The sequence below is a fragment of the Vibrio sp. 10N.222.48.A3 genome (assembly GCF_041475345.1).
Lineage (GTDB): Bacteria > Pseudomonadota > Gammaproteobacteria > Enterobacterales > Vibrionaceae > Vibrio > Vibrio tasmaniensis_A.
Window position 1 is genome coordinate 1 of the sequence record NZ_JBFRVX010000293.1, and the last position, 6,107, is coordinate 6,107.

General features: G+C 42.8%; 5 protein-coding genes. 2 read left to right on the forward strand and 3 right to left on the reverse strand.

The window, feature by feature from the left end; genetic code table 11:
- Positions 1–268 precede the first annotated feature (268 nt).
- Together AB4653_RS09445 and AB4653_RS09450 are read right to left on the reverse strand one after the other, a co-directional pair.
- On the reverse strand, positions 269–865 hold the full coding sequence (locus tag AB4653_RS09445) for a LysE/ArgO family amino acid transporter (RefSeq protein ID WP_041472819.1): 597 nt from the start codon (positions 863–865) through the stop codon (positions 269–271).
- Positions 866–879: 14 nt separating this feature from the next.
- A complete protein-coding gene (locus AB4653_RS09450) occupies positions 880–1,338 on the reverse strand; it encodes a GNAT family N-acetyltransferase (protein ID WP_102258512.1) in 459 nt (152 codons plus the stop codon).
- A 226-nt stretch (positions 1,339–1,564) separates the two neighbouring features.
- Between AB4653_RS09450 and AB4653_RS09455 the strand changes: the two genes are divergently transcribed.
- Positions 1,565–2,890, forward strand: a complete 1,326-nt coding sequence (locus AB4653_RS09455; protein WP_017099858.1) for a sensor domain-containing diguanylate cyclase — start codon at positions 1,565–1,567, stop codon at positions 2,888–2,890.
- Between the two features lie 126 nt (positions 2,891–3,016).
- Entirely contained in the window at positions 3,017–3,760 is a 744-nt protein-coding gene (locus AB4653_RS09460) for a class I SAM-dependent methyltransferase (RefSeq protein WP_017099857.1), read from the forward strand.
- A gap of 140 nt (positions 3,761–3,900) precedes the next feature.
- On the opposite strand, the gene AB4653_RS09465 is transcribed toward AB4653_RS09460, so the two are convergent.
- Positions 3,901–5,895, reverse strand: a complete 1,995-nt coding sequence (locus AB4653_RS09465) for a TonB-dependent receptor domain-containing protein (RefSeq protein ID WP_102258625.1) — start codon at positions 5,893–5,895, stop codon at positions 3,901–3,903.
- Between the last annotated feature and the right edge of the window lie 212 nt (positions 5,896–6,107).

Genomic DNA, 6,107 nt, shown 5'->3' on the forward strand with positions numbered 1-6,107 from the left:
AATTTCTTGTTACCCCCCTAAGACGAACCCAAAATCCAAAAGACGAAGAATAATTCGTTATTTCACGAAATAATTTAATTTGTTGTTATCAAGACGTTTAAAACCAACAGAGAAATGCGAAATCTTTGCAAAGAATAATTAATAGCTAGGGAGGCAAGACAGAGGGATACAGTACTAATTACTAATTAACGAGCTAGCAAGCTAACAAGCCGTACTTTCCCCAACAGCGTTCAACTGACGAGGAGAAGTTAACGAAAGCAGAGTAAAACTAAACAACCAAAGATAGTGCAATAGATGCCATGATCACTCCTACAACAAACTCCAACATCTTCCATGATTTCGGGTTCTTAAACATTGGAGCTAAGAATCGTGCACCATAGCCAAGTAAAAAAAAGAACACGAATGAAGCCGATACTGCACCTGCACCAAACAACATTTGATTTGGTTGATATTGTGTAGAGATAGAACCCAGCAATACCACAGTATCCAGATACACATGCGGATTAAGCCAAGTAAACGCTAAGCACATGGTAACTGCTTTGGTTAAAGAGTTTTTGGTTTCGACACCGGCTTCTAAGGCATGATTTTCGGTAAATGCTGAGCGAAAGCTCAAGAATGAGTAAACCCCTAAAAAGATAGCCCCACCGTAACGAGCAAACTGCTCAATTTGTGGAAACTGATCAACGATTGCGCCAAAGCCCATCACACCAAAGCTGATCAGTAATGCATCTGAAATCGCGCAGACAGCACAAATAGCAAACACATGCTGATTCTTTAAGCCCTGTTTAAGAACGAACGCATTTTGAGAACCGATCGCGAGGATAAGCGAAAGCCCAAGAGTAAAACCTGCAAAATAAGTCGGTATCAAAGGTTAGCCTCTTAACGTAACTCAATACTCATGAACTGACTGTGCGGATCTAACACATAATTAGCAAAAGGTTCACAGTAACCAAAGCCAAATTTTTGGTACAAATTACGCGCTGGCTTAAAGTAGTCTTCCGATCCCGTTTCTAGGCTAATACGTCGATATTGGCGAGCGGTTGCCGTATCCAAAACGTGCTGCAATAGCTTGCTTGCGACACCGGACTTTCTTGCAAACTGCGAGGTTCTCATCGACTTCAGTTCAGCGTGTTGTGTATCAAGCTCTTTAATGGCGACACACCCAAGCAGTTGGCTGTTTTTCCAAGCACTGAAAAAAGTAATCTCTGGCGACTTGAGCCCATCTAGATCCAGTGCATGAACGCTTTCGACTGGCGATGTCGCATACATATCCGCTAAATGCTCTTCGAGTAGCTCAATAACCTCTCCACCCAACAAATCATCAATTTTTATTTCCATAACTCTTTAATTATCCTTAATAATTTTTTTATCCGTTTTAGATACAGTAAAATTACGCTACCCTCAAAAAGTTGCGTACGGCACACTTTAATCACATAGTCTCGTGACGCTTGCCGTGTTAGGTATCTGATAGCTTTGTCGATATACAGCAGTCACAATTTATTTACGACACCACCATTTATTTAAAGCACCTGTTTTTGGTGAGAGGATATGTAGTCAGATCTATATGAGCATCCAACTAGATTTAACCACAGCCACCCCTAGGCAGAATTTCGACTCTGCACAGGGCTATATTACGCTGCAAGACCACCGTGTCATCGATGTCGACGAAAACATTGCAAAAATCTTCGGTTACAGTTGCCGTGAAGCACTTCTCAACAACGTCGATTTTGTCTACTCATTAATACCCAAAGATTATCACGGCTCTGTCCGTGAACGTTACCTTTCTGCGATTAAAGGCCAACTGGGAAAGGGAAAGCTCTATAAAGATATTCCGGTGAATAACCGCCTTCTTTCGCTGTTTAGCCTTGCTCAAGCGGTCAGAGTCAACGACCGCCCCGCTCTTCGTGTAATGATCATAGATATTACCTCAGTTGTTGCTTCAGAGCGTAAACATCAAGAAAAAGATCGTATGTACCGGACTTTACTCAATAGTTCGAAACAGGGCGTGCTCGTCCACCAAAATTTCAAGCCTCTAATGGTTAATCAAGCCTGGGTTGAAATGCAAGGTGCCAAATCGATAGAAGCAGTGCTTGCCATGGACTCAATCATTTCAATTATTCCGCCGGACAGTCGTATCAATGCCATGAGACGCAGCCAGAGTATTCTTGCCGGTGATACACCAAGCTTCAGTTCTGTGGTTGAAAACCAATGCTTTGATGGGAGTAAAAAACACTTCAACATCTACGACAACATCATTAATTGGGAAGGCGAGAAAGCGATTCAAGTGGTGATAGAAGACGTTTCCGACAAGGTGATATTAGAACAAGAGCTATTGCACCGCGCACTTCACGACGATCTAACACAAGTGTTCAGCCGCAGTGCCATTTACGATTGGTTAAAAAAGCCGTTAAAAGAACAAACTGAGATGTCTTGTTTACTGTTGGATATTGATGACTTCAAAAAGATTAATGACCAATTTGGACACAGTGTTGGTGACGAAGTGATTCGCACTCTCGCGAATACCATTAAGAAGCACGTCAAAGCCTTGAACGGCGTGGTTGGCCGCTGGGGAGGTGAAGAGTTTATCGTCTTCTTTCCAAAAAACCGAACGACTCATGGAACCATTCTCAACACGGCATACTCACAAGCAAAAATTGTTGGTCAACGTATTTGCGAAGAATTTCGAACCCATCAATTCTTGGGATTTAATCGCACCAAGTTTCAATCAAGCGTCAGTATTGGCATTACCGACAGCTGCATCGTTCGTACCAACAACTCCCTAGATACGTTGATTCGAGTTACAGACGACGCGCTCTATCGTGCTAAATCCAACGGAAAAAATAGAGTCTCAGTAAACCACGAAGGTGCATGTATAGAGTGTGGCTCGTGAAACAATTGCTAAGCATCAAGAAAAGGTCATTTAAGCCTATAAGTTGACCCAAGATTTTCTTGTTATTTTTAAGTTCTAGTTTACTATGCGCCACCCCAATTTTTTCAGCAAATGCTGCAGGCAAACATGTCCGCCAACGCACTCTATACCGACCTATCCGGTTACTATGATTTAATGTGTGTCGATATTGACTACCAAGCGCAGAGTGACTGCGTTCGTAGGTTACATCAGATTTTTGGAAATGAAGGAAAAACACACCTCGACCTTGGATGTGGCACTGGACCACACGTTCGCCATTTTATTGATTACGGCTATCAAAGTAGTGGCCTTGATCTGAATAAACCAATGCTCGACATTGCTCAAGTTCGTTGCCCTGAAGCTAACTTTTCAGTACAAAACATGAGTAACTTTGAGGTCTCAGAACCGCTCGATCTTATCACTTGTTTCTTGTATTCCATCCATTACAACGACGGTATTGAGAGACTAAAAGAGTGCATTGCAAGCGTGCACCGAGCTTTGAAACACGAAGGTGTCTTCTGCTTCAACGTGGTTGATAAAGAGAAGATAAGCAATGACTTGTTTGTTCGACATACAGCCAACAAAGAGCATGATGACTTTACCTTTCGCTCAGGTTGGTATTACTCCGGCGAAGGTAGCAAGCAAACGTTAAAGCTAAGCATCGAAAAAACGACTGCCGGTGAAACTCAAGTATGGAATGACGAACACCCTATGGTGGCATTCTCGTTTAAGGAATTGATCGAGATATTGAAGCCTTACTTTGAGGTTCATATTTTTGAGCACGATTATGACAAGCTGCTGCCTTGGGATACCAAATCAGGTAATGCTTTGGTCACTTGTGTAAAAATCTAGGTAAGCCAATTCCAAACGAATTAAACCGATACAAGCACACAAAAAAGAACCCACACTCGCCGTTCTCTTTATAGAGTATCGAGCCAATGTGGGTTCTTCGTTTTTATATGTATCTTGCTACCAAATCAAACACAGATTGATTAGAAGTCCGCTGTCATACCTACGTAGTAAGTACGTGGCTCTTCAACATAACCCATACTCTCTAGCTCTTGTGATACAGCTTCATCAGTCAAGTTAGTGATACCAGCGCGCAGTCGAACAGAATCATTAACGTTGTACACCGTACCGATGTTCAGTGTTGTGTATGCGTCTTGCGTTAAGTCGCTTTCGATATTGCGCTCTCCACGGTAACGCGCACTAATAAAGGCATTCAGATCGAAAGTTGGGCTCCAGTTCAGTTTAACTAAACCTGAATGCTTGTAACGCTCAAGCAGTTCTTCACCCGTTGACTTATCTTCTGTGTCTAAGAACGTGTAGTTACCAGACACGCCCCACTCATCGGTAATCTGGAATTGACCCGTAAGTTCAGCACCTTGAACCACCGCCTCAGATACATTGGTATAAGTACGCTTCCCTTTCACATAGCCAGTAGAGCTAGAACTGTCTGCGCATCCTTTACCCGATTCAAACACTCCGCCGCTCTCGCAGTACGTTTCATCGCGATCAATAAGGTCATTGATTTCGTTGCGGAACAAGGCACCTTCAACATTCCAACGTGGTTGGTTGTATATTGCTGCAATTTCATAGTTCAAGCTCGTTTCAGGCTTCAGGTTTTCGTTGCCATATAAATCGCACGCTCCCTTACAGCTATTAACAGTGTAGTCAGCTTGGTTTTGAGTTAACGAAGGCGCTTTAAACGCCTTACCCACGCCGCCTTTGATGATGAGGTCATTAGTAGTTTGGTGAACCAAGTACACACGCGGGCTGAATTCTTCACCGTACAATTCGTGCTTATCTAAACGTCCACCAATGGTTGCGGTGAGTTGTTCAGTCATCAACCACTGGTCTTGAACAAACAAAGCACCTTGATACGCTTCTGATGTACCGTTGGTCAAGTTTTCTTTGTTGGTTAATTCGCTCAACTGGTAGTCCATACCAAAAGTTACGGTGTGACTATCACCAAGATAAGTCGTTGCTGACGCTTCTACTATTTGAGTTAGCTCTTCTACATCGCTACTGTAATTGTTACCTAGATCAGCGGCATCGTTGTCTGTCACGTTTTCACGAGAGTAACGAACTTGTGTGTCACCCCAGTTCCAAAAACCGCTGTGTGTAATCGCTTGACTGTTACGTACAACATTACTATCCACTAGGTTCGAACCTGTAGCGTGTTCTGCTAAACCATCACGTTTATCGTCACTATAGCCAAGGTCTAAATCAATCGTCTGATTGTCTGTCATATTCCATGTCAGGTTGGCAAGCAAACTTAAAGTGTCGCGTTCCTCTAGAGCGGTAATATTCTCACGACCATTACCTGTATATGGTTGCCATGCGTCACGCGAGGTTTGATTTAAAGAAAAACGCGCAAATAACTCATCATCAATCAATGCACCGGACGTGGTAAAACCAACAGAATATTCTTCCCCACCATTGCCGTCTAATGGAGATGAAGTGTCCATGTTAATCGTTGAGCTCCAATCATTTTCTGGAGCTTTGGTGATGATGTTGATTGTGCCACCCATACCATCTGAACCGTAAAGTGCAGACATTGGGCCGCGGATGATTTCAACACGTTCGATTGACTCAGCTGGAATAGTCGAGAGATCGAAATCGTTACCACGAATGATGGCACTTGCAGAGCTTAAGCGACGGCCATTCACCATGATAAGCGTATAGTCTGAATCCATACCACGAATAGAGATCATCTGACGGCCAGCACGTGTGCTATCAAAATCAGATTCCACACTCGTTGATTCTGCAACGATGTCAGCCAAAGTGATTCCAGGGCTGTCTTCGATGTCTTGAGCGGTGATAACCGACATTGAAGCTGGCGCTTGTTTTAGAGCCATTTCAGTACGAGTTGCCGTAACAACCATTTGCTCATCTGTCGCTTGCGCTTCTTTTTGCGCTAACACGTTAGCCGATAGTGAGGTGCAAATAACAGCTACTGCGACCGAAAGGGGTTTACGAATCATAAGAGGTTTGCGAACTATAAGGGATTTGCGAACTAAAAGAGGCTTGCGAATCAAAAGAGATTTCTCAGACATGATATTTATTCTTATATGTAATTAGTAATGATAATGGTTTGCATTAAACAGCCAGTTATCACTCCAATCAACGAAAGTTTCATGCTGAAAATTCATTATGATTATTCATTTATCAAATAATGCAGACAAAATATATTCAA

Bases quoted from the DNA above. Each gene is read 5' to 3' on its own strand.
- AB4653_RS09450 (WP_102258512.1), bottom strand. From the start codon at position 1,338: ATGGAAATAAAAATTGATGATTTGTTGGGTGGAGAGGTTATTGAGCTA.
- AB4653_RS09455 (WP_017099858.1), top strand. From the start codon at position 1,565: ATGAGCATCCAACTAGATTTAACCACAGCCACCCCTAGGCAGAATTTC.
- AB4653_RS09460 (WP_017099857.1), top strand. From the start codon at position 3,017: ATGTCCGCCAACGCACTCTATACCGACCTATCCGGTTACTATGATTTA.
- AB4653_RS09465 (WP_102258625.1), bottom strand. From the start codon at position 5,895: ATGATTCGTAAACCCCTTTCGGTCGCAGTAGCTGTTATTTGCACCTCA.